The organism is Rhodosalinus sp. K401 (assembly GCF_041365735.1).
Lineage (GTDB): Bacteria > Pseudomonadota > Alphaproteobacteria > Rhodobacterales > Rhodobacteraceae > Rhodosalinus.
Window position 1 is genome coordinate 14,657 of the sequence record NZ_JBGFSI010000019.1, and the last position, 20,012, is coordinate 34,668.

At 69.9% G+C, this 20,012-nt stretch carries 22 protein-coding genes and 1 riboswitch; of the genes, 4 read left to right on the forward strand and 18 right to left on the reverse strand.

Annotation, left to right across the window (positions count from 1 at the left end):
- Nucleotides 1-62 precede the first annotated feature (62 nt).
- Both AB6A66_RS15765 and AB6A66_RS15770 read right to left on the reverse strand, forming a co-directional pair.
- Nucleotides 63-911, reverse strand: coding sequence for a hypothetical protein (locus AB6A66_RS15765; RefSeq protein ID WP_371056638.1), 849 nt, complete (start codon nt 909-911; stop codon nt 63-65).
- A 143-nt stretch (nt 912-1,054) separates the two neighbouring features.
- Nucleotides 1,055-1,366, reverse strand: coding sequence for an antibiotic biosynthesis monooxygenase (locus tag AB6A66_RS15770; protein ID WP_371037267.1), 312 nt, complete (start codon nt 1,364-1,366; stop codon nt 1,055-1,057).
- A gap of 83 nt (nt 1,367-1,449) precedes the next feature.
- Between AB6A66_RS15770 and pth the strand changes: the two genes are divergently transcribed.
- The 4 genes from pth (at nt 1,450) to AB6A66_RS15790 (ending at nt 4,871) form a co-directional block, all read left to right on the forward strand.
- Nucleotides 1,450-2,163, forward strand: coding sequence for an aminoacyl-tRNA hydrolase (gene pth / locus AB6A66_RS15775; RefSeq protein WP_371056639.1), 714 nt, complete (start codon nt 1,450-1,452; stop codon nt 2,161-2,163).
- Nucleotides 2,160-3,200, forward strand: coding sequence for a DUF2332 domain-containing protein (locus tag AB6A66_RS15780; protein WP_371056640.1), 1,041 nt, complete (start codon nt 2,160-2,162; stop codon nt 3,198-3,200). Before pth ends, AB6A66_RS15780 begins: the two co-directional genes overlap by 4 nt.
- 60 nt (nt 3,201-3,260) lie before the next feature.
- On the forward strand, nt 3,261-4,424 hold the full coding sequence (locus AB6A66_RS15785; protein ID WP_371056641.1) for a serine hydrolase domain-containing protein: 1,164 nt from the start codon (nt 3,261-3,263) through the stop codon (nt 4,422-4,424).
- A gap of 69 nt (nt 4,425-4,493) precedes the next feature.
- The gene (locus AB6A66_RS15790) at nt 4,494-4,871 is read left to right on the forward strand and encodes a DUF2237 family protein (RefSeq protein WP_371056663.1); all 378 of its coding nucleotides are present in this window, start codon (nt 4,494-4,496) and stop codon (nt 4,869-4,871) included.
- A gap of 30 nt (nt 4,872-4,901) precedes the next feature.
- Here AB6A66_RS15790 and trpB read toward each other — a convergent pair whose 3' ends face one another.
- From trpB to AB6A66_RS15870, 16 genes are all read right to left on the reverse strand, one after another.
- Nucleotides 4,902-6,128: a tryptophan synthase subunit beta gene (gene trpB / locus AB6A66_RS15795; RefSeq protein WP_371056642.1), complete on the reverse strand. Its 1,227-nt coding sequence runs from the start codon at nt 6,126-6,128 to the stop codon at nt 4,902-4,904.
- A gap of 153 nt (nt 6,129-6,281) precedes the next feature.
- Nucleotides 6,282-6,512, reverse strand: a complete 231-nt coding sequence (locus AB6A66_RS15800; RefSeq protein WP_371056643.1) for an N-(5'-phosphoribosyl)anthranilate isomerase — start codon at nt 6,510-6,512, stop codon at nt 6,282-6,284.
- Nucleotides 6,513-6,549: 37 nt separating this feature from the next.
- Nucleotides 6,550-7,212 carry a phosphoribosylanthranilate isomerase gene (locus AB6A66_RS15805; RefSeq protein ID WP_371056664.1) on the reverse strand — a complete coding sequence of 221 codons (663 nt, stop codon included), beginning with the start codon at nt 7,210-7,212 and terminating at the stop codon, nt 6,550-6,552.
- Nucleotides 7,213-7,220: 8 nt separating this feature from the next.
- Nucleotides 7,221-7,571 carry a LapA family protein gene (locus AB6A66_RS15810; RefSeq protein WP_371037273.1) on the reverse strand — a complete coding sequence of 117 codons (351 nt, stop codon included), beginning with the start codon at nt 7,569-7,571 and terminating at the stop codon, nt 7,221-7,223.
- A gap of 2 nt (nt 7,572-7,573) precedes the next feature.
- On the reverse strand, nt 7,574-7,861 hold the full coding sequence (gene ihfB, locus AB6A66_RS15815; RefSeq protein WP_371037274.1) for an integration host factor subunit beta: 288 nt from the start codon (nt 7,859-7,861) through the stop codon (nt 7,574-7,576).
- A 284-nt stretch (nt 7,862-8,145) separates the two neighbouring features.
- Entirely contained in the window at nt 8,146-9,969 is a 1,824-nt protein-coding gene (rpsA, locus tag AB6A66_RS15820; RefSeq protein WP_371056644.1) for a 30S ribosomal protein S1, read from the reverse strand.
- Between the two features lie 92 nt (nt 9,970-10,061).
- Nucleotides 10,062-10,451 (reverse strand): DUF4168 domain-containing protein, encoded by a 390-nt coding sequence (locus tag AB6A66_RS15825; RefSeq protein WP_371056645.1) that lies wholly within the window; start codon nt 10,449-10,451, stop codon nt 10,062-10,064.
- Nucleotides 10,452-10,646: 195 nt separating this feature from the next.
- Entirely contained in the window at nt 10,647-11,270 is a 624-nt protein-coding gene (locus AB6A66_RS15830) for a d(CMP) kinase (RefSeq protein WP_371056646.1), read from the reverse strand.
- 4 nt (nt 11,271-11,274) lie between these two features.
- Nucleotides 11,275-12,627 (reverse strand): 3-phosphoshikimate 1-carboxyvinyltransferase, encoded by a 1,353-nt coding sequence (gene aroA, locus AB6A66_RS15835; RefSeq protein WP_371056647.1) that lies wholly within the window; start codon nt 12,625-12,627, stop codon nt 11,275-11,277.
- Nucleotides 12,628-12,700: 73 nt separating this feature from the next.
- Nucleotides 12,701-13,423 (reverse strand): tRNA (guanosine(46)-N(7))-methyltransferase TrmB, encoded by a 723-nt coding sequence (locus AB6A66_RS15840; RefSeq protein ID WP_371056648.1) that lies wholly within the window; start codon nt 13,421-13,423, stop codon nt 12,701-12,703.
- A 119-nt stretch (nt 13,424-13,542) separates the two neighbouring features.
- Nucleotides 13,543-14,640, reverse strand: coding sequence for a DUF1353 domain-containing protein (locus AB6A66_RS15845; protein ID WP_371037280.1), 1,098 nt, complete (start codon nt 14,638-14,640; stop codon nt 13,543-13,545).
- A 93-nt stretch (nt 14,641-14,733) separates the two neighbouring features.
- Nucleotides 14,734-15,900 (reverse strand): methionine adenosyltransferase, encoded by a 1,167-nt coding sequence (gene metK / locus AB6A66_RS15850; RefSeq protein ID WP_371056666.1) that lies wholly within the window; start codon nt 15,898-15,900, stop codon nt 14,734-14,736.
- A gap of 7 nt (nt 15,901-15,907) precedes the next feature.
- A riboswitch (SAM-SAH riboswitch) is annotated at nt 15,908-15,956 on the reverse strand.
- Between the two features lie 43 nt (nt 15,957-15,999).
- Nucleotides 16,000-17,511, reverse strand: a complete 1,512-nt coding sequence (gene lnt / locus AB6A66_RS15855; protein ID WP_371056649.1) for an apolipoprotein N-acyltransferase — start codon at nt 17,509-17,511, stop codon at nt 16,000-16,002.
- Nucleotides 17,504-18,388, reverse strand: coding sequence for a hemolysin family protein (locus tag AB6A66_RS15860; RefSeq protein ID WP_371037639.1), 885 nt, complete (start codon nt 18,386-18,388; stop codon nt 17,504-17,506). The genes lnt and AB6A66_RS15860 overlap by 8 nt, the downstream gene beginning before the upstream one ends.
- Nucleotides 18,389-18,394: 6 nt before the next feature.
- Entirely contained in the window at nt 18,395-18,913 is a 519-nt protein-coding gene (gene ybeY / locus AB6A66_RS15865; RefSeq protein ID WP_371056650.1) for an rRNA maturation RNase YbeY, read from the reverse strand.
- Nucleotides 18,914-18,969: 56 nt separating this feature from the next.
- On the reverse strand, nt 18,970-19,935 hold the full coding sequence (locus tag AB6A66_RS15870; protein ID WP_371037283.1) for a PhoH family protein: 966 nt from the start codon (nt 19,933-19,935) through the stop codon (nt 18,970-18,972).
- Nucleotides 19,936-20,012: the final 77 nt, after the last annotated feature.

The window sequence follows — 20,012 nt, forward strand, 5'->3', positions numbered from 1 at the left end:
GGCGGCGGCGATGGCCGCCCCGCGCGACCCGGAAACGGGCGAAGCCCGCACGCGGCGCTTCTTCAGAGCCCCAGCGTGGCGTTCAACTCCGCCAGAGCCGCATCCGAAAGCGTGCGCCCGCCACTTGCGTCGAGCAGCGCGGCATCGGCGTCCTCCTGCGCGGTCTCGGCCGCAGCTTCCGCAGTCTCGGCCGTCGTCTTTGCCGTTGCGTAGGTTGTTGCGCTGTCGAAGAGAGCGTCGAGGGTTCCAGCGGTCTCGGTGCCCTCGAGCGCGGCCGCCACGTCGTTCAACGCCTCTGTCCCGATTACCCCGTCCTCGAGGTCCGCGATCGCCTGATCGATCGTCTCCTGCGAGAGGGTGTCGGTCGGCTCGACGCCCCCGAGGGCGCTGACCGCATCGTTTCGGGCGCCACTCAAGGACGCGCGGGCCTCCTCGAGGTCATTGGCGGCGTCCGTCGCCGCCTGATCGAGTTCCTTCGAGGCAATCACGGCATCGCGGTATTCCCGGATCCGGCCCACCTGGCTTTCGGGCGCGGCGTTCGCGAAGGCCTGCGGGCTCGCGTTCATGGCGTTGAGGCCCTTGAGCTCGCTCGCGATCGCGCCGCGGGATCCCGCCCGGGCCGATCGCTCCGCGCCGTTGCCGCCCTTGGCGCCCGATGCGCCGGCGCCGCGATCGCCACCCTTGCCGTTGCCGCCGCGCTCGCCACCGCGGTCGCCGCCCTTGCCGTTGCCGCCGCCATTTCCGTTGCCGCCGCCGCGATCACCGCCATTTCCGTTGCCGTTACCGCCATTGCCCTGGCCTTGCGCCTCGACCTGCGTGGTGGAAAGTGCCGTCGCGCCGACGGCAAGAGTGCCCAGCGCAAGCGCGGATATCGCCGCGGCGCCCATCGTTCGAATGAAAGACTGTCCCATGTTCAACCCCTTCTGCTGATCGCCACCCGGTGGACACGATCGGTCCGACCGGCCGCGACCGTTTCACGGGTCGAACAGAAATCTGGCGGAAATCGGGCGCGGCGCCGACCAAAACATGCCGATGCGCCGGGCCGGGACAGCGATCAGCCGATCGCCTGCACGGTCTCGAAAGCCTCCAGCTCGGGCGCTTCGAGATAGAGATGCTTGTTGTCGCCCGCGCCCTTGTGCGCCTCCCGGAACGCCTCCGACCGTGTCCAGTCGAGGAAGTGCCCCTCGCTTTCCCAGGCAGTGTGAGAGGCGTAAAGGCGGTACCCGTCCTTTTCCGGCCCCTTCAGAAGGTGAAAGGCGAGAAACCCCGGCACCGATTTCAGATGGCTGTCGCGCCGGGTCCAGACCTCCTCGAAGGCCGCTTCCTCCCCGGGCTTCACCTTGAAACGGTTCATCGTCAGATACATCGCGGTCTCCTTCCCAGCTCTGGCCTTCCGGGCCGTTTCGGGCGATGTAGAGTCCGCGACCGCCGCCAGCAAGGAGAGACCCCATGCAACTCTTCGTGGGCCTCGGGAACCCCGGCGCGAAATACGCGCGGAACCGGCACAACATCGGCTTCATGGCGGTGGACCGCATCGCCGAGGATCACGGCTTCGCCCCGTGGCGGGCGAAGTTCCAGGGCCAGCTTTGCGAGGGCAGGCTCGGCGCCGAGAAGGTGCTGCTTCTGAAGCCCGAAACCTTCATGAACCTTTCCGGCCAGTCGGTCGGCGAGGCGATGCGCTTCTACAAGCTCACGCCCGCGGACATCACCGTTTTCCACGACGAACTCGACCTCGCGCCGGGCAAGTGCCGCGTCAAGCAGGGCGGCGGGCATGCCGGCCATAACGGGCTGCGCTCGCTCCACGCCCATATCGGGCCGGACTACGCCCGCGTGCGCCTCGGCATCGGCCATCCGGGCCGCAAGGAGCTGGTGGCGCAATACGTCCTGCACGACTTCGCCAAGGCCGACGAGGACTGGCTCGACGATCTTCTTCGCGGCATCGCCGACGGCGCGCCCGCCCTCGCCCGCGGCGACACCGGGCGCTTCCTGAACGCGGTGGCGCAGCGCGTCGCCCCGCCGCGCTCTTCGGGGGGCGCGAAGGGCAAGGAAAAGGAGGAAGGGGCGAAGCAGTCGGCGCCGGCAGACCCCGAGCCCGAGGCAGACACGGCGGACCCGCCCGACCGCCGCTCCCCACTGCAAAAGCTTGCCGACCGCTTCCGGTGAGCGTGCCGGGCGCCTTCCGGTCCCAGGCGCGGGCCTGCGACCGGCTCGGCTCTCCGTTCATGGCGCGGCTGCTCGACACGCTGGCGGCAGGCTGGGACGAAACCAGCGCCCTCGGGCGGCGCTTCGCGGCATGGGAGGGCGACATCGGCCCGGCGGGCGCCTCGCTGCCGCTGCGCCTTGCGGGCGGGCTCCATGCGCTTTGCCTCTCCGCCCGCGCGCCGTCGCTGGCCGCCGTCTATCCTCCGGCACAGGCGGGCGAGGCCGCGCTGGCGCGCGCCCTGGCGGAGACGCTCGCCACGCATGAGCCATTTCTCCTCGACTGGATCGACCGCGCGCCCCAGACGAACGAGATCCGCCGCAGCGCGGTGCTGATCGCGGCGGCGCATTGGCTGGCCGAGCGCCACCCGCTGCCCCTCGTCCTGTCCGAACTCGGCGCGAGCGGCGGACTCAATCTCAACTTCGACCGCTTCGCGCTCGATCTCGGGACGCGGCGGTACGGGCCGGCGGGGCCGGTGCTCACCCTCGCGCCCGACTGGGACGGTCCGCCGCCACCCGATGCGCCGATACGCGTGACAGAGCGCCGCGGCGTGGACGTGGCCCCCCTCAATCCCGGCCGCACCGACGATGCGCTTCGGCTTCTCGCCTATCTCTGGCCGGACCAGCCAGAGCGCCTCGCGCGCACCCGCGCGGTCATCGCCGCCCATGACGCGACCGTGGATGCGGCCGACGCGGCGGACTGGCTGGAGGCGCGGCTCGCACGGGCGCGGCCCGGACGGCTTCACCTCGTCTACCACACCATCGCCTGGCAGTATTTTCCCCGCGCCACGCAGGCGCGGGCCACAGCGGTGCTGGAGGCCGCGGGCGCACGGGCCGGCGAGGACGCGCCCCTCGCCTGGCTCTCGATGGAGACCGATGGCCGGCCCGACGGCGCCGCGCTCGCGCTCCGCCTCTGGCCCGGAGATCGCCGCCAGGCGCTCGGCCGGGCGGATTTCCACGGCCGATGGGTGCGCTGGGACGGGCCTGCCCGGCTTGCCTGAGGATCGCGTTTGCCAAAGGCTGCGCCGCGTGCTTCCTTTCGCGCGGAACGGGGAAGGTGGATGCGCAGAATCCTGATCTGGGGCGGACGGATCGTCGCGGGGCTCGCCCTCACCGCGCTTCTGGTCGGTCTCTGGAAACGCGAGGCGATCGCGCGGCTCTGGGCCGTGAACACGCTTTTCGACGAGTCCCGGATCGTGGAAAATTTTAGCGCGATGGACCGGGCCTTCCTGTCGGTGCCGGTGCCGCGCGGCGACGGCCCGGTGACCCCCCTGCCCCCGGGCCGGCCGGCCGACATGCCGGACGGGTTCGACGCCTGGCTCGACGCGCGGAACGTGACCGGCATCGTCGTTCTGAAGGACGGCACGGTCGTCCATGAGGACTATCGCCTCGGCACCCGGGCCGAGGATCGCCGCATTTCCTGGTCGATCGCCAAGAGCTTCCTCTCGGCGCTTCTCGGCGTGCTGCTCGAAGAGGGCGCGATCGCCTCGCTCGACGCCCCGGTGACCGGCTACGCGCCCGGGCTCGCGGGCACGGCCTATGACGGCGCGCGCCTCCGCGACGTGCTCCAGATGGCGTCGGGCGTGGTCTTCGAAGAGGATTACCTCGACCCCAACTCCGACATCAACCGCATGGGGCGCGTGCTCGCGCTCGGCGGTTCGATGGACGGGTTCGCCGCGGCGCTGCGGGACAGCTTCGCGGCCCCCGGTACGGAGTGGCGCTACGTCTCCATCGACACCCATGTGATCGGAATGGTGATCCGGGGGGCGACGGGCCGCTCGATCCCCGAGCTTCTGTCCGAAAAGATCGTGGCGCCGATGGGTCTCGACTCCGAACCCTATTACCTGACAGACGGCGAAGGCACGGCCTTCGTGCTGGGCGGGCTCAACATGACGACGCGCGACTATGCCCGCCTCGGGCTGCTTTACGCGCGGGACGGCCGGCTCGGCGGGCGGCAGATCGTGCCGGAGGGCTGGGTCCGCGCCTCCACCGCGGCCTCCGCCCCGACCGATCCGGGTGAGATCGGCTACGGGTTCCACTGGTGGGTGCCGGTGGGCGCGGCCGAGGGCGAGTTCATGGCCCGCGGCATCTACGGCCAGTATGTCTGGGTCGACCGGACGCGCGGCGTCGTCGTCGCGGTGAACGCCGCCGACCGGCGCTTCCGCGATCCCGGCGTGCACGAAAGCAATGTCGCCATGTTCCGCGCCATCGCCGCGGCCCTGTGACGCCGGGCCGGCTGGACGTGGCGCGCGCGGCCGCTAGACTGGCCCCGAAGCGAGGAATGGAGGCGCATGATGGAAATGGACCCGTCCGAGAACGTGCTGGGAGAGGCGCTCGCGCCCTGCTCCCGTGATCCGCTGACGGGATTTTTCCGGGACGGCCACTGCAACACCTGCGCGTCGGATCACGGCAGCCACACGGTCTGTGCCGTGATGACCGCCGAGTTCCTCGCCTACTCGAAATATGTCGGCAACGACCTGTCGAGCCCGCGCCCTGAGTTCGGTTTTCCCGGCCTGAATCCCGGCGACCAGTGGTGCGTCTGCGCGGGCCGTTTCCTGCAGGCCCACGACGAGGGCTGCGCACCGAGGGTCAATCTCGCGGCGACCCACGCCCGCGCCCTCGAGATCGTGCCCCTCGACGTGCTGCGCCGGCACGCGCTGGAGGCGGGCTGAAACCCGGCGGGGGCCCGCGCCCCCGCCGCGTCAGTCGTCCATATCGAAACCGAGCGCCCGGGCGACGGTGAAGATATCCTTGTCGCCCCGGCCGCACATGTTCATGCAGATCAGGTGATCCTGCGGCAGCTCCGGCGCGATCTGCATGACATGGGCCAGCGCGTGCGACGGCTCCAGCGCGGGGATGATGCCCTCCGTCTCGCAGCAGAACTGGAACGCCTCGAGCGCCTCCTTGTCGGTGATGGAGACATAGGTGGCGCGGCCGACGTCGTGCAGCCAGGCATGCTCGGGCCCGATGCCGGGATAGTCGAGCCCCGCCGAGATCGAGTGGCCCTCGAGGATCTGGCCGTCCTCGTCCTGCAGCAGGTAGGTGCGGTTGCCGTGCAGGACGCCCGGACGCCCGCCGGTCAGCGAGGCGCAATGCTCCATCTTGTCATCCACGCCCTTGCCGCCGGCCTCGACCCCGATGATCGCGACCTCCTTCTCGTCGAGGAACGGATGGAAGAGCCCCATGGCGTTCGAGCCGCCCCCGATCGCCGCCACCAGCGTGTCGGGCAGACGCCCTTCGGCGGCCATCAACTGCTCGCGCGCCTCGCGCCCGATGATCGACTGGAAGTCGCGCACCATCGCCGGGTAGGGGTGCGGCCCCGCGACCGTCCCGATGCAGTAGAACGTGTCGCGCACATTGGTGACCCAGTCGCGCAGCGCGTCGTTCATCGCGTCCTTCAGCGTGCCGCGCCCGGACGTCACCGGCACGACCTTCGCGCCGAGGAGTTTCATCCGGAAGACGTTGGGCGCCTGCCGCTCCACGTCATGCGCGCCCATGTAGACGATGCAGTCGAGCCCGAACTTGGCGCAGACGGTCGCTGTGGCGACGCCGTGCTGGCCGGCGCCGGTCTCGGCGATGATGCGCGTCTTGCCCATGCGCCGGGCGAGCAGGATCTGGCCCAGCACGTTGTTGATCTTGTGCGCGCCGGTATGGTTGAGCTCGTCGCGCTTGAGGTAGATCTTCGCGCCGCCCAGCCGCTCGGTCATCCGCTCGGCGAAGTAGAGCGGCGAGGGCCGACCGACATAATGCGTCCAGAGATGCTCCATCTCCGCCCAGAAATCGTCGTCGGCCTTGGCGCGTTCGTATTCCGCCTCGAGCTCGAGGATGAGGGGCATCAGCGTTTCCGAAACGAAGCGGCCGCCATAGTCCCCGAAGCGGCCCTTTTCGTTGGGGCCGGTCATGAAGCTGTTGATCAGATCCTCGGGCATCGCGATCCCTCCTGCGCTCGTGCTCTGGACTGAGTAAGCCCGCACCGCGCCCGGGGCAAGGGCAAGGCCTTTCGAAAGGCCTTGCCCACGCGGTTTCGAAACCGCGTGGAAGCCGCTTTCAAGCGGCTTCCGCGAAGGGCCTTCGAAGGCCCTTCAGCGGAGCGGGCGAACCGGCGCGTCGTTGCAGAAGACGACGAAGTGGCGTCCGTTCTCCACCGCCTGGAACCCGCGGCGCGCCACTTCCCTCGCGAAGGCGCGGCGCCCCACGAGGCGTTCCACGTCGCGCACCTGCCGTTTCACCACGCCACCCGTCCGCGCCTCGCGCGACGCGAAGATCTGGGCGAGCCAGAGGTCGGGCGTGAGGTGGGGTGGCAAGGTGGACATGCCGCGAGCCTCGCGCAGGAAGGTTAAGAGGACGTGACTACGAGGCTTTCTCCGCGCGCCTTGCCGTGGCACGCAGAAACGCCGCGATGCGAGCGGGGTCTTTCTCTCCCGGCGCGCGCTCCACGCCCGACGATACGTCCACCTGCCGCGCGCCGGTGCGCGAAATCGCCTCGCCCACGTTCTCGGGGGTCAGCCCGCCCGCGAGCATCCACGGACACGTCCAGCGCCGCCCGGAAAGAAGGCGCCAGTCGAAGGCGAGCCCGTTGCCGCCGGGCAGCGTGGCGCCCGCGGGCGGCTTCGCGTCCACGAGAATCTGGTCGGCCACCTCGGCGTAGCGGTCGAGCGCGGCGAGGTCCGCGGCCTGCGCGACCCCCACCGCCTTCATCACCGGCAGGCCGTAGCGCGCCCGCAGTGCCGCCACGCGCTCGGGGCTTTCGGCACCGTGCAGCTGGAGCATGTCCACCGGAACCTCGTCGAGGATCGCGTCGAGCGCCGCATCCTCCGCGTTCACAGTGAGGGCGACCTTCACGATGCCGGGCGGCACCTCGAGCGCCAGCGCGCGCGCCGCCGCGGGGTCGAGGTTGCGCGGGCTCCGGGCGAAGAACACGAAGCCCACATAGGCCGCCCCCGCCCCCGCGGCCGCCGCGACATCGGCCGCCCGGGTCAGCCCGCAGACCTTGACCCTGACACGCTCTTCCATCGGGCCGCTCAACTCGCCTCGTCAAGCAGCGCCAGAACGTCGTCCTTGCCCTCGTCGCGCTGGCCCTTCACGCGGCGCAGTTCCCGGTTGAGGCGCTTGACCTCGGTCGCGTGGCGGGCGGCCTCGGCCCGGTACTTGCCCTCGCGCATCCATTCCCAGACGAAGCCGATGAGCAGGCCGGCCGCGATACCGCCGAAGATCACGGCATAAAGCGGAAGCTCGATCGTGCGGTTCAGCCCGGCAAGACGCGACAGGGCCTCGGGCAGAAGCTGCAGCGTCACGCTGTCACGGTTCGCCACCGCCACGGAAACGAGCGCCACCGCGAGCACCGCGAAGAAGAGATAACGGATGTAGCGCATGGTCAGTCCTGATGTTGGTTAAGACGCTCGCGCAGGAGCTTGCCGGTCTTGAAGAAGGGCACGCATTTCTCGTCCACCTGCACGGCCTCACCCGTGCGCGGGTTGCGACCGACCCGGGCGTCGCGTTTCTTGACGGAGAACGCGCCGAACCCGCGCAGTTCCACCCTGTCGCCGCGCGCCATCGCGTTGGTGATCTCTTCGAAGATCGTGTTCACGATCCGCTCCACGTCGCGCTGGTAGAGATGCGGGTTCTCGTCCGCGATCTTCTGAATCAGTTCCGATCGGATCATGCCGGAAGCCCCCCCGCCGGATTTGGACCGGCCTGTTCGTTCAGAGGCAACTATAGGCCGAAAAGGCCGCGGACGGAAACCTCGCAACACCGCGACGAGGCCATTTTTCCATCCATGACAGCGGCTTCGGCCGTCAGCCGGGGGGCATGACGCCGGTCGCGGACGCGCGCATGCGGCCACGGCCGGGCGCCGGCGGCACCGATTCGCACATGAAAACCCCCGCGGCCGGCAGGCCGCGGGGGTCATTCTCGCCGTAAAGCGGTCAGGCCCGAGGGGCGCCGCGCTTACTTTTCGTCGCCCTTGAGGGCGGCGCCAAGGATATCGCCGAGCGACGCGCCGGAGTCGGAGCTGCCATACTGCTGCACGGCTTCCTTCTCTTCCGCGATCTCGCGGGCCTTGATCGACAGGCCGAGGCGGCGGGTCTTCGGGTCCACGTTGGTCACGCGCACATCGACCTTGTCGCCCACGCTGAAACGCTCGGGGCGCTGTTCGGACCGCTCGCGGCTGAGGTCGGAGCGACGGATGAACGATTTCAGGCCGTCATACTCGACCTCGATCCCGCCATCCTCGATGGCCGAAACGGTCACCGTGATGATGGAGCCGCGCTTCACGCCGCCCATCGCCTCGGCGAACTTGTCACCGCCCAGCGCCTTGATCGAGAGGGAGATCCGCTCCTTGTCGGTGTCGACCTCCTGCACGACCGCCTGGACGACGTCGCCCTTGCGGTACTCCTGGATCGCCTCCTCGCCACGCTGGTCCCAGCTGAGATCGGAGAGGTGCACCATCCCGTCGATGTCGCCCGGCAGGCCGACGAAGAGGCCGAACTCGGTGATGTTCTTGACCTCGCCCTCGACCTCGGTGCCCGGCGGGTGCGTCTCGGCGAAGACTTCCCACGGGTTGCGCTGGGTCTGCTTGAGCCCGAGCGAGACGCGGCGCTTGGCCTGGTCGATCTCGAGCACCATCACCTCGACCTCCTGGGAGGTGGAGACGATCTTGCCAGGGTGGATGTTCTTCTTCGTCCAGCTCATCTCGGAGACGTGGACAAGCCCCTCGACCCCCGGCTCCAGCTCCACGAAGGCGCCGTAATCGGTGATGTTGGTGACGCGGCCGGCATGCACCGAGCCCAGCGGGTATTTCGCGGCCACGAGGTCCCACGGATCCTCCTGCAGCTGCTTCATGCCGAGGCTGATGCGGTGGGTCTCCTTGTTGATCTTGATGACCTGCACCTTCACCGTCTCGCCGATCGAGAGGATCTCGGACGGGTGGTTCACCCGGCGCCACGCCATGTCGGTGACGTGCAGCAGGCCGTCCACGCCGCCCAAGTCCACGAAGGCGCCGTATTCGGTGATGTTCTTCACCACGCCGTCGACAACGTCGCCTTCCTTGAGCTTGGCGATCACCTCGGCGCGCTGTTCGGCGCGGCTCTCCTCGAGGATGGCCCGGCGCGACACCACGATGTTGCCGCGGCGGCGATCCATCTTGAGGATCTGGAAGGGCTGCTTCAGGCCCATGAGGGGACCCGCGTCGCGCACCGGGCGCACGTCGACCTGGCTGCCCGGCAGGAACGCGACCGCCCCGCCGAGATCCACGGTGAACCCGCCCTTCACGCGGCCGAAGATCGCGCCCTCGACGCGCTGGTCGTCGGCATAGGCCTTCTCGAGGCGATCCCAGGCAGCTTCGCGCCGCGCCATCTCGCGCGAGATCACGGCCTCGCCGCGCGCGTTCTCGGCCGCGCGCAGGTAGACTTCCACCTCGTCGCCGACGCTGATCTCCGGCGTCTCGCCGGGCATCGCGAATTCCTTGAGGTCGACGCGGCCTTCCATCTTGTAGCCGACATCGATGATGGCCTGCCCGGCCTCGATGGCGAGGACCCGGCCCTTGACGACAGTGCCCTCGTCGGGCGTGTCCATTTCGAGGCTTTCGTTCAGGAGGGCCTCGAATTCCTCCATGGATGCGTTCTGAGCCATGTGGCTTTTGGTTTCCTTCGGTTTAATTTGACTGGCCGCGCGGTTGTCTCCGCCGGTCTTGACATTGGTCCTGGCAGCACGGGCCAAAAACGAAATAGGGCCGGATGGACCCGACCCTGCCCGTTTCCCCTGCGTTGTCATCGGCGCCCCGACCAGGTGACGGGCCGCTCATAGCGGCATCGCGGCAGGGAATCAAGCCTGCAAGGCCGCCCCGCCACGATACCGGCCGCCCGTCACTCGGCGGGCTGGGCCATGTCCTCGATCCGCGCCATGATCCGCGCGTTCAGGTCTTGATCCTCGGCGGCCGCCTGCGCGATCGACTCGTAATCGTCGAGCGTCATGCCATCGGTGCTTTCGATGGCCTCGACCATCTCGGCGTTCGCCTCCTCGATGATCGCCTGCTGCTGGTCCTGACTCTCCGCCGCCTGAAGGACCGGGACGTATTTCTCGCGCAGGTCGATCACCTGCAGATACGCGACGGTGAAGGCGTCGAGCTGCTCGCCGCTGTATTCCGCCGCCTCTTGGGCCGCCGCGCTCTGGGCGGTCAGGGCCGTCACCGATGCGCCTGTCATCGCAAGGCCGAGGGCCATGGTTGTCGCTGTCAGGGTTTTTCCGAAGGGCATGTGATCTCCGTTGAACGTGAATTCGGTGCAGTCGATTGCTGCAAGTTACAGCTAATGGACATGGCAGCCCTCGCAACCCTGTGCGCGGGAATCCGCTGGCAGTGCGGGCACAGGGAGGGATCGCGCCGGCAGCGGCGGGGCGAGGGCCCCGGCGCGGCCGCAAAAGCGCGGGTCAGGCGGTGTGCCCGGACCCTGTCACGCGTCGTCCGGTTCGGGGCGCCGCGCCTCCACCTCGGCGATCGCGCGCGCCACGGCCTCGTCGATGCCCATCCCGCTGGTGTCGATGAGCACCGCATCCTCCGCCGCCCGCATCGGCGCGTCGGCGCGGCCCGCGTCGCGGGTGTCGCGGGCGCGGATGTCGGCCAGCACCTCCTCGAGGCGCGTGTCGTGGCCGCGCGCCAGAAGTTCCTTGTGCCGCCGCTCCGCCCGCACCTCGGCGGAGGCGGTCACGAAGAGCTTTACCGGCGCGTCCGGGCAGATCACCGTGCCGATGTCGCGCCCGTCCAGCACCGCGCCCCCGGCCCGCGCGGCGAAGGCGCGCTGGAAATCCACGAGCGCGGCACGCACCTCGCCCAGCGCCGCCACCTTGCTTGCCGCCTCGGCCACGTCCGGGCCGCGCAGATCCTCGGCGTCGAGATCCTCCGCCCTGAGCGCCCGCGCGGCGACCAGCGGCTCCTCGCCGTCGAGCATGCGCCGCCCCACCGCGCGGTAAAGCAGCCCGGTGTCGAGATGGGCAAGGCCGAAACGCGCGGCGATCGCGCGGCTGATCGTGCCCTTGCCGCTGGCCGCAGGCCCGTCGACGGCGATGGTCAGCCCCATGGCGTCACCCCTCCTCCCGCCTGATATCCGCGCCGAGCGCGGCCATCAGCGGCTCGAAGACCGGAAAGGAGGTGGCGATGGGACCGCCGTCGTCGACGGTCACGGGCGCCTGCGACGCCAGCCCGAGAACGAGGAACGACATGGCGATGCGATGGTCGAGACGGCTTTCCACCGTCGCGCCGCCCGGCACGCCGCCCGGCCCCCGGCCGTGGACGATCCACCAGTCCTCGCCCTCCTCGACCTCGACGCCCGCGGCGCGCAGCCCCGCCGCCATCGCGTCGATCCGGTCGCTTTCCTTCACGCGCAGCTCGCGCACCCCGCGCATCACGGTCGGCCCCTCGGCAAAGGCTGCCACCACCGACAGGATCGGGTATTCGTCGATCATGGAGGCCGCGCGCTCGGGCGGCACCTCTATTCCCGTCATGCCGCCCGAGAACCGCGCGCGAAGGTCCGCCACCGGCTCGCCGCCCTCGTCGCGCAGGGCTTCGAAGGCCAGCTCCGCGCCCATCTCGCGCAGCGTCTCGAAGAGACCCGCGCGCGTGGGGTTGAGGCCGATCCCCGGCACGCGCACGTCCGAGCCCTCGACGATCAGCGCCGCCGCGACCGGAAAGGCGGCGGAGGACGGATCGCGCGGCACGGCGATCGACTGCGGGCGCAGCTCGGGCTGACCGGCGAGCGTGATGACACGGCCCTCGCCGGTCTGCTCGGTGGCGATGCGCGCGCCGAAGCCCGCGAGCATCCGCTCCGTATGATCGCGGGTCGCCTCGCGCTCGATCACCACCGTCTCGCCCGGCGCGTTCAGCCCGGCAAGAAGCACCGCCGACTTCACCTGCGCCGAGGGAACGGGCACCTCGTAGCGCACCGGCAGCGGGTCGTCGGCCCCCACCAGCGTCATCGGCAGCCGTCCGCCCGAGCGGCCCACGGCGCGCGCGCCGAAAAGCGCCAGCGGATCGGTCACGCGTGCCATCGGGCGCCGGTTCAGGCTCGCGTCGCCGGTGAAGGTGGCGGTGATCGGCGTCGTGGCCATGGCGCCCATGACAAGGCGCACGCCCGTCCCCGAATTCCCGCAATCGATCACCTGCCCGGGCTCGGCGAAGCCGCCGGTGCCGAGCCCGTGAACGCTCCAGGCGCCCTCGCCCTGCCGCGTCACCTCGGCGCCGAAGGCGGCCATCGCCTTGGCGGTGTCGAGCACGTCCTGGCCTTCCAGAAGCCCGGTGATCCGCGTCTCGCCCACGGCGAGCGCGCCCAGGATCAGCGCGCGGTGGCTGACCGACTTGTCGCCGGGCACGACCGCCTCTCCGGCGAGCGGCCCCGCGCGGCGCGCGGTCATCGAAACGGGGGTGCCGTGGGCGGACATGGGCCTCTCTTGTGCTGCACCCGGGCGGAGTAGCGCAGCCCGTCCGGGCCGTCCAGCCTGTGCAGGCGGCGCGTCAGCGGCGGCGGAAGGTCAGGTAGTGCGGCACCCGGCCCTCGCGCAGTGCCTTCTGCTCGTAGCGGGTGGACATCCAGTCGGCCCACGGCCTGCGCCAGTCGTCCGGACGCCCGGCCAGCCACGCGAAGCCGTGGCGGGGCACCTCCTGGAGCGCCTGGCGCACGTAGTCGGGAATGTCCGTCGCGATACGGAGTTCCGCGCCCGGCCGCATCGCGCGGGCGAGCGGGGCCAGGTATTCCGGGGTCACGAAGCGGCGGCGGTGATGCTTCTTCTTGGGCCAGGGATCGGGGTAGAGCACGAACACGCGGTCAAGCGAGGCATCGGGCAGCACGTCGAAGAGGTCGCGCACGTCGCCGGGATGGACCCTCAGGTTGGACACGCCCGCCTCGCGGATCTTGCCGAGCAGCATGGCGACGCCGTTGACGTAAGGCTCGCAACCAAGGATCCCGACCCCGGGGTGGGCGCGCGCCTGATGGATCATGTGCTCGCCGCCGCCGAACCCCACCTCGAGCCAGACCGGCGCGCCGCCGAACAGCGCATCGAGGTCGAGAGGCCTGCGTCCGGGGTTCTCGTGCCAGCCCACCGGGCCGGGCGAGAGCTTGTCCAGATCCTCTTCGAGATAGGCTCGCTGGCTCTCGCGCAGACCCTTGCCGCGGATCCGGCCGTAGAAATTCCGCCAGGGCGCGCCGGAAGAATGCGTTGTCGTGCGTCGGTCGCTCATGGAGCGGGGACATAGCGCAGGCCGCAGCGGGGGCGCAATAACCGGGCGCGCGCCGCCGCAACAGGGCGGGCGGCCCGACCGGCCGGTGGGGGCGGCGCGCTTGCGGGCCATGCGCGATGTCAGGGCAGGTCCACGCTCTCCTGAGCCTGACCCCCATTGCCCTGCTCGCCGGGCACGGCGTCGCCGCGCCCGTCACCATTGCCGTTGCCGACGCCCATGTTGTTGCCGGTCCCGCCTGCCCCGGCAGGATCCCCGCCGGACCCGTCGCCGGTTCCGCCCGCCCCGTCGCCGTCCCCGTCGGAGCCGTCGCCGTCCTCGTCGGACCCACCGTCGTCCCCGTCGAATCCGCCCTCTTCCCCGTCGGACCCGCCGTCGTCCCCGTCCGACCCGTCATCGTCCCCGTCGGAGCCGTCGTTGTCCCCGTCCGACCCGTCGTCATTCCCGTCGGACCCATCTTCGTCCCCGTCGTCCCCGTCGGACCCGTCGCCATTGCCCGGGGAAAGAACGCTTTCAAGGCCGCGGCCCTCGCGGCTGCGAGCGATTTCGACGGAGGCCTCGGCATCGAGTTCCTCCAGCGCGATCAGCAACTCCGCGAAAGGCGGGTTCTCGTCCTCGATGCTCTCTTTCAAGCGCTGCATGACCTGGCGCTGCCGCGGCGGTGGCAGCGTCTGCACCCCGCCGCGCGGCTCGCCCCATCGCGGTCCGGCCAGATAGACCGCGGCGAACATGACCTTCGCCCGGATTTCATCCGTCCCGCTGGCGCGCAGCGCGTCGTAGAACATCCTGTGGACGCTTCGCCACTCGTCCTTGCGCCATTGCGGAAGGTTCTCGTTGCCGATGCCGCAATACGCGTCGTGGATGGCCGCCGCGTTGACGAATTCCGGGCTTCGCGGCTGACCCACGATCGGCACGAAGACACGCGGAATCGACGCACCGTCGGTCAGGGTGCCCCGCGGCGCGACCCAGCGTTTGCCGCCCGAATCGACGAAAGTGAGGGACTCCGCCATGGGAAAGAAGCGGCCGAACCGGAACGGCACCGGGACCTCGCGCGGTTCCAGGCGGACGGGGGAATTGAAGAACAGGCAGGTTTCGGGGGCGTCGGCCGGGCACACCCGCGTCGACAGCACGCCATCCGCCCTGGAGGGTTGCAGAACGTCCGGACTGCAGCCTGCCAGGATGAGGCACGCGCCGACGACGACGATTTTTCGGACACCCATGATTGCGCTCCCGGGGCGCAAGATCGACCCGGGGACGAGTGTTTCAAAAACGGCGGAATCTTACAAGATTTCTTGCGCGATGGCGAAGACGGGTCACACCATCTTCTTCAGCGCGTCCACGAGATCCGTGCGCTCCCACGAGAACCCGCCATCCGCATCGGGCTCGCGCCCGAAATGGCCGTAGGCGGCCGTGCGCGCGTAGATCGGGCGGTTGAGCATCAGATGCTCGCGAATGCCGCGCGGCGTGAGGTCCATCACCTTCGGGATGACCGCCTCGATCGCCTCGTCGTCCACCTGCCCCGTGCCATGGGTGTCCACGTAGATCGAAAGCGGTTTCGCCACGCCGATCGCGTAGGACAGCTGAAGCGTGCAGCGCCGCGCCAGCCCCGACGCCACGATGTTCTTGGCCACGTAGCGCGCGGCGTAGGCAGCCGAGCGGTCGACCTTGGTCGGATCCTTGCCCGAGAAGGCGCCGCCGCCATGGGGCGCCGCCCCGCCATAGGTGTCCACGATGATCTTCCGGCCGGTCAGCCCGGCATCGCCGTCCGGGCCGCCGATCACGAAGGTGCCGGTCGGGTTGACCCACCATTCGGTGGCGTCGGTGATCCAGTCGGACGGCAGCACCTCGCGGATGTAGGGCTCCACGATGTCGCGGATGTCGCGCGAGCTCTGGCCTTCATGGGCGTGCTGGGTCGAGAGCACGATCTGCGTGACCTCCACCGGCTTTCCGCCCTCGTAGCGCACCGTGAGCTGGCTCTTGGCGTCGGGGCGCAGCTCCGGCTCCTGCCCCGATTTCCGCGCCTCGGCGAGACGGCGCAGGATCTTGTGGGCATACTGGATCGGCGCGGGCATGAGCTCCGGCGTCTCGTCGACCGCGTAGCCGAACATGATGCCCTGATCGCCGGCCCCGTCCCGGTCGACGCCTTGCGCGATGTGCGCGGACTGTTCGTGCAGGAAGTTGAGGACGTGGCAGGTGTTCCAGTGGAACTGCTCCTGCTCGTAGCCGATATCCTTGATGCAGTCGCGCGCGATCTGCCCGAACCGGCCCATGTAGTTCTTCAGAAGCTCCGGGTCCGACAGGCCCACCTCGCCGCCGATGACGACGAGACCGGTGGTGGCGAAGGTCTCGCACGCCACGCGCGCGTTCTGCTCCTCGGCCAGCAGCGTGTCGAGAATGGCGTCCGAAATCCGGTCGCAGACCTTGTCGGGGTGGCCCTCGGAGACGGACTCCGAGGTGAAGATGTAGTTGTCGCGCGCCATCGGGGGATGCTCCATTGGGGTTGTCCCGCCACGCCAGGAAGCCGTTGTGACGGTCGTTTCGCTATATCCGGATCGGGGTATGCAGCCGCCCGCCAAAGGTCAATCGGTTTTTCCGCGCGCGCGCCGGGCCGCGATGGCGAAAAGGACGAGAAGCGCGGGCGCCGCCGGCCAGTCCCCGAGGCGCGCGTAAGGCGTGGGCGGCAGGGCCTCGGGCAGCGCGACATCGATGTAGCCCGCCTGCCCGAGCGCGATCTCCGACAGCACGGCGCCGCGCGCGTCGATCGCGGCCGAGACGCCGGTATTGGCCGCACGCATCAGCGGCAGCCCCTGCTCGACCGCGCGCAGCCGCGCCTGGGCCAGGTGCTGATAGGGCCCCGAGAAGGTGCCGAACCACGCATCGTTGGTCAGGTGCAGCAGGTAGTCGGGCCGTTCCGGCGCGCCCCCGACGTCCTGCGGAAAGACTGCCTCGTAGCAGATGAGCGGCAGCGCGGAGCCGAGCGGGCCGGTGTCGAGAAGCCGCGGCCCGGGCCCCGGCGTGTAGCCGCCGTCGGCGCGCGCGGCGAGGCCGTGGATGCCGAGACGCCGCCAGAAGGCCGGCCAGGGCATGTATTCGCCGAAGGGCACGAGATGGTGCTTGTCGTAGACATCGGCCGTCCGGCCCCCGGCATCGAGGAAGACGGCGGAGTTGTAGTAGCGGCCCGCCTCGCTCCGCTGGATGCCCAGAACGACGCCGGCGCCGCCCGCGGCCTCGGCGATATGGGCAAGCGGCGCCTCTGCGCGCTCGAGCAGGTCCGGCAGCGCGGTCTCGGGCCACACCACGAGGTCGGGACGCGGCGCGGCCATGGTGAAGCTCACCTGCCGCGCGTAGAAGACGGGAATATGCTCGGGGTCCCATTTCTGGCGCTGGGGCGCATTGGGCTGGATCAGCCGGACGGTGTGGGGCGTTGGCTCCGGCAGGGGCAGGGACAGCCGGGCTAGCCCGCCCCCCCACAGGACCGCGAGCGCGCCCGCCGCAACCACAAGGGCGGACGCCCGGCGCCCCGCGCCGAAAAGCGCCGCTGGCAGCATGGCCAGCGCGAGCGTGGCGAGGGTCAGCCCGTGCGGTCCGATCCACGCCGCCCATTGCATCACGGGCGTGCCGATGAAGGCATGGCCCGGCATCGCCCACGGGAACCCGGTCAGAAGATAGGCGCGGGCAAGCTCCGAAAGGCAGAGCGCGGCGACAAGCCCGACCGCCCCCGCCCGGAGGCGCGCCGCGATCCACCCCGCCGCGCCCCAGAAAAGCGCGAGCCCGCCTGCGAGAAATGCCAGCGCGAAAGGCGCCATCCAGCCGTCCCGCGCCGCGTCCACGAAGAAGGGCTCCACGATCCAGTGCAGCGCGAGCGCGAAATGCCCAAGTCCGAAGACCCAGGCCACGAAGGCCGCGCGCCGCGGCGCGCCCGCGCGCGACCACAAGAGGGCAAGTGCCGCGAAGCCCAGAAGCGTGAGGGGCCAGAGCCCGAAGGGCGCCTGCCCGAGCGCCGCGCCCGCGCCCGCGACCAGCCCGAGCCCCAGCCGCGGCCGGAAGGAGAGCGCCGCGGCCCCGGGCCGCGGGCGCGCGCCTTCAGCCATCGCGCGCCTCGCGCAGGCGCACGCGCAACCGCTTGATCCGGCGCGGGTCGGCGTCCACCACCTCGAATTCGGGCCCGGCCGGATGCGGGATCACCTCGCCTCGGGCGGGCACCCTGCCAGCCAGCATGAAGACGAGCCCGCCCAGCGTGTCGATCTCTTCGGGGTCCACCTCGGCCACGTCGGAGAGAGAGCGCCCGATCTCCGCCTCGAAATCCTCGAGCGGTGTCTTGGCCTGCACCGAATAGCAGCCGGGCTGCTCCTCGTGCCACCAGCTGTCCTCGTCGACGTCGTGCTCGTCCTCGATCTCGCCGATGACCTGTTCGATCAGGTCCTCGATCGTGACCAGCCCGTCCACCCCGCCATACTCGTCGATCACGAGCGCCATGTGGCGCCGCTCCGTCTGCATCTTGGTCAGGAGCACGCCGATGGGCATCGAGGGCGGCACGAAGAGCAGCGGCCGGAGCAGCGCCTCGAGATCGAACGTCTCCTGCCCGCCGTTGAAGCCGTGGCTGAGCGCGAAGTCCTTCAGGTGCGCCATGCCGACGGGGTTGTCGAGCGTGCCGGAGTAGACCGGAAGGCGCGACATGCCCGTCTCGCGAAAGACGTCCACGAGTTCCTCGCGCGAGATCGTGTCCGGCACGGCGATGATTTCGGCCTTGGGGATCGCGACGTCCTCCACCCGCAGGCGGCGCAGGTTCACCATCCCGTGCGTTTGCGGCTTCGCGCTGGCCATCTCCTCGGTTCCGGCCTCCGTCTCTTCCTCGTCCGAAGGGGAGAATATCCCCAGAACGCGGCGGATCAGGCCGCCCCCCGAGTCGTCGTCAGTCTGGGTCTGCGCGCTCTGCGCTGCGCTAGAGGACCCGTCGGTATCGTCCATCATCTTTTATCCAGAGCGCGGCAGGTCGGGCCGCAATGCGGTATATGGGTCAGGAAGGCCCAGATTGCCAAGGATTTCGGCCTCCTCGCTCTCCATGAGTGTCGCATCCGCATCGGTTTCGTGGTCGTAGCCCAGGCAGTGCAGCAGCCCGTGCACCACCAGATGGGCGACGTGACGCTCGAACGGGATGGCGGACGCCTGCGCCTCGCGGGCGCAGGTCTCGAAGGCCAGCGCGATATCGCCGATCTCGGGGTCGGCGGGATCGGGCGGCGAGGGGCGCTCTCCGGGCCGCGCCGCGCCGCGCTCGGCCGCGGGCCAGCTCAGCACGTTGGTGGGCACCGCCTTGCCGCGGAACTGGGCGTTGAGCGCCGCGATGCGCGCGTCGTCGCATCCCAGCACGACCACCTCCCACGGCTCGGCACCGAGACCGAGATGCGCGAGCGCGGCGCCGACCGTGCGTTCGGCGATGGCGGCAAGCCCCGCCTCTGCCCATCGCGGATCCTCGATGACGGTTTCCGTGACCACGGCCTCGATACCCGGGGGGCGGCCCCGCTCCCTTGCGATTTTTCCCGGCCGGCCGGTCAGGCCGGCGCGTCGGCGTCGTAAGCCTCGATGATCGCGGCCACGAGCGGGTGGCGCACCACGTCGCGCGCCGTGAAGTAGCTGAAGGAGATCCCCGTCACCGGCGAGAGCAGCCGCTCCGCGTCCGCGAGCCCGGAGGTGACGCCGCGCGGCAGGTCCACCTGGCTGCGGTCGCCGGTGACGACCATGCGCGAGCCTTCCCCGAGACGGGTGAGGAACATCTTCATCTGCATCGAGGTCGCGTTCTGCGCCTCGTCGAGCACGACGAAGGCGTTCGACAGCGTGCGCCCGCGCATGAAGGCCAGCGGCGCGATCTCGATCGTCTTCTCCTCCATCAGGCGGGCCAGCTGCTTGGCGGGCAGGAAATCGTTCAGCGCATCGTAGAGCGGCTGCATGTAGGGATCGACCTTCTCCTTCATGTCGCCCGGCAGAAAGCCCAGCCGCTCGCCCGCCTCCACCGCCGGACGCGACAGGATGATCCGGTCGACGTGGCCGGCCAGATACATCGAGACGCCCACCGCCACGGCGAGATAGGTCTTGCCGGTGCCGGCCGGGCCGATGCCGAAGCAGAGTTCGTGCCCGAAAAGCGCCCGGACATAGGTGCGCTGCGCGTCGGTGCGCGGCTCGACGAGCTTCTTCCGCGTCTTGATCTCCACCGGGCCGGAGCCGAACATCTCGAGTTGGTCGCCCGGCGCCGCGCCCATGCGCAGTTCCCGGTCCACATCGTCCGCGCTGACCGGCCTGCCCTGCTCGAGACGCTGGTAGAGCGATTCGAGAACCTCGACCGCCTCCTGCCGCGGCGCCTCCTCGCCGATCACGGCAAGCTGGTTGCCCCGGCGCAGGATCTGAACGTGAAGCTTGTGCTCTATGTCCGCGAGATGGCGATCATGTTCGCCGCAAAGGTCGATCAGGAGCCGGTTGTCGGGGAACTCGATAAGCGCCTCGGTCAAAGTGCCTGTGCTCACGCATGTCTCCTGCCGCGGATGGACACCGTAAGGGTGCCCCGTCCGGCGCGCCATTGCAACCGCGCGGGCGCGCGCGC

Excerpts from the sequence above, each read along its gene's own strand:
- AB6A66_RS15765 (WP_371056638.1), bottom strand. The coding sequence starts at position 911 with ATGGGACAGTCTTTCATTCGAACGATGGGCGCCGCGGCGATATCCGCG.
- AB6A66_RS15770 (WP_371037267.1), bottom strand. The coding sequence starts at position 1,366 with ATGTATCTGACGATGAACCGTTTCAAGGTGAAGCCCGGGGAGGAAGCG.
- pth (WP_371056639.1), top strand. The coding sequence starts at position 1,450 with ATGCAACTCTTCGTGGGCCTCGGGAACCCCGGCGCGAAATACGCGCGG.
- AB6A66_RS15785 (WP_371056641.1), top strand. The coding sequence starts at position 3,261 with ATGCGCAGAATCCTGATCTGGGGCGGACGGATCGTCGCGGGGCTCGCC.
- AB6A66_RS15790 (WP_371056663.1), top strand. The coding sequence starts at position 4,494 with ATGGAAATGGACCCGTCCGAGAACGTGCTGGGAGAGGCGCTCGCGCCC.
- trpB (WP_371056642.1), bottom strand. The coding sequence starts at position 6,128 with ATGCCCGAGGATCTGATCAACAGCTTCATGACCGGCCCCAACGAAAAG.
- AB6A66_RS15800 (WP_371056643.1), bottom strand. The coding sequence starts at position 6,512 with ATGTCCACCTTGCCACCCCACCTCACGCCCGACCTCTGGCTCGCCCAG.
- AB6A66_RS15805 (WP_371056664.1), bottom strand. The coding sequence starts at position 7,212 with ATGGAAGAGCGTGTCAGGGTCAAGGTCTGCGGGCTGACCCGGGCGGCC.
- AB6A66_RS15810 (WP_371037273.1), bottom strand. The coding sequence starts at position 7,571 with ATGCGCTACATCCGTTATCTCTTCTTCGCGGTGCTCGCGGTGGCGCTC.
- ihfB (WP_371037274.1), bottom strand. The coding sequence starts at position 7,861 with ATGATCCGATCGGAACTGATTCAGAAGATCGCGGACGAGAACCCGCAT.
- rpsA (WP_371056644.1), bottom strand. The coding sequence starts at position 9,969 with ATGACAACGCAGGGGAAACGGGCAGGGTCGGGTCCATCCGGCCCTATT.
- AB6A66_RS15825 (WP_371056645.1), bottom strand. The coding sequence starts at position 10,451 with ATGCCCTTCGGAAAAACCCTGACAGCGACAACCATGGCCCTCGGCCTT.
- AB6A66_RS15830 (WP_371056646.1), bottom strand. The coding sequence starts at position 11,270 with ATGGGGCTGACCATCGCCGTCGACGGGCCTGCGGCCAGCGGCAAGGGC.
- aroA (WP_371056647.1), bottom strand. The coding sequence starts at position 12,627 with ATGTCCGCCCACGGCACCCCCGTTTCGATGACCGCGCGCCGCGCGGGG.
- AB6A66_RS15840 (WP_371056648.1), bottom strand. The coding sequence starts at position 13,423 with ATGAGCGACCGACGCACGACAACGCATTCTTCCGGCGCGCCCTGGCGG.
- AB6A66_RS15845 (WP_371037280.1), bottom strand. The coding sequence starts at position 14,640 with ATGGGTGTCCGAAAAATCGTCGTCGTCGGCGCGTGCCTCATCCTGGCA.
- metK (WP_371056666.1), bottom strand. The coding sequence starts at position 15,900 with ATGGCGCGCGACAACTACATCTTCACCTCGGAGTCCGTCTCCGAGGGC.
- lnt (WP_371056649.1), bottom strand. The coding sequence starts at position 17,511 with ATGGCTGAAGGCGCGCGCCCGCGGCCCGGGGCCGCGGCGCTCTCCTTC.
- AB6A66_RS15860 (WP_371037639.1), bottom strand. The coding sequence starts at position 18,388 with ATGGACGATACCGACGGGTCCTCTAGCGCAGCGCAGAGCGCGCAGACC.